Consider the following 1,410-nt stretch of genomic DNA (forward strand, 5'->3'; position numbering starts at 1 on the left):
TATAAATCAGCCCTGTTTTACTGCTGTTTCACACACAAAAAAAGATTTAATCATAGGTTATTATAGAATATCCTAAGGGACTCTTTTATTCAATTTTTTAGAAGTAAGCAGATATTAGTTTCAATGTTTTCACTATTGAGATTACTTTAATCAATTTGTTTTTTGATGCTGTAGACAATGCTCAAATGTGAATTTTATCATCTACAATAGTATTATTTTCTAACGATTAAAATTAGATCTATATGAAATCAATTTTTACTCATTCGCTAAAATTATTTACTTTTATTTTAATTAGCATTTTAAGTACATTTACAACAGTTGCGCAAACAGCATATGTTTGTAATAACTGTAGTTCTAGTGATGTAACAATTAAAAGTGTGGAGTTACTCTCGACTACTCCAAATCCAGCATATAATGCAGTTTCTAATCCCAATGTTGATAAATATCTGCCCTTAAGTGCGTCATGCAGTGAAGGAACTCTGGTTCAAGGCTATTTGAAAATAACAATAGATCAGAATGCAGGTACACGTTACGGACTGTGGGTTGAAGGTGATATTTATGTTGATGGATCAGCAACACCAAGCAGCTCTTTCTCGGAATGTGATAATCGTCAATTTCAAAAAAATGGTGTTGATAAATTTTATGTAGATAATAATACCATAATGTGGACTTGCGGGACGACATTAGCATTAAAGAAAATTTTTATAGGCTGGGGAAACTCTTCGGGACAAAATGCCTGTAACAATATTTGCGGAATAGGACCTCATTGCAGCAAACCAGATGCAAATTTTTCATTTGTTGTAATCACACCTTTAAGTGTTAATTTTGGTTATACCAGTAGTTGTCCATCAGGAAAAACGGCTCAAAAAATTGATTTTAACGCTCTTGATCCTATAAATGGAACATCTGGAGGTGTACAGCCCTACTCTTATAGCTGGAAAATATTTAAAACTAGTGATTTAGTAACACCAATAGCAACTTTATCAGGAGTGACGCCCAGCTATGATTTTTCTCAAGCTGTTGCTGGTCCAGGAGAATATAAAGTTACATTAACGGTAGTTGACAGTAATTCTCCTGCAACTACAGCTTCTTTTTCTAAAACGATAACGGTAGCTTCGTGTTGTATATCGCCAACATTAACTTCTCAACCCACTAACCAAACCAAATGTTCAGGTGAAAATGCGACATTTACGGTTGCAAGTTCTGGAGGTTTTCCTTCTCCAACAATACAATGGCAGGTTAGTATTAATAATGGTGGAGCTTGGACGGATCTTGCTGGTCAATCTAATACTTCATTAACGTTAAACTCCGTAAGTACTTCAATGAACAATTATTGGTATCGTGCAATTTTAACAAGCGGTACTTGTACACCAACTATTTCTAGTGTAGCCAAATTGTTTGTGAATCCTT

At 34.3% G+C, this 1,410-nt stretch carries 1 protein-coding gene; it reads left to right on the forward strand.

Going from position 1 to position 1,410, the window contains the following annotated elements:
- Positions 1 to 242 precede the first annotated feature (242 nt).
- Positions 243 to 1,410: immunoglobulin domain-containing protein (locus tag BOW55_RS20655; RefSeq protein ID WP_164975093.1), on the forward strand; the 1,168-nt coding region annotated here is incomplete at its 3' end.

It is taken from the genome of Flavobacterium sp. YO12 (assembly GCF_004119495.1).
In the GTDB taxonomy this organism is placed as follows: Bacteria; Bacteroidota; Bacteroidia; order Flavobacteriales; family Flavobacteriaceae; genus Flavobacterium.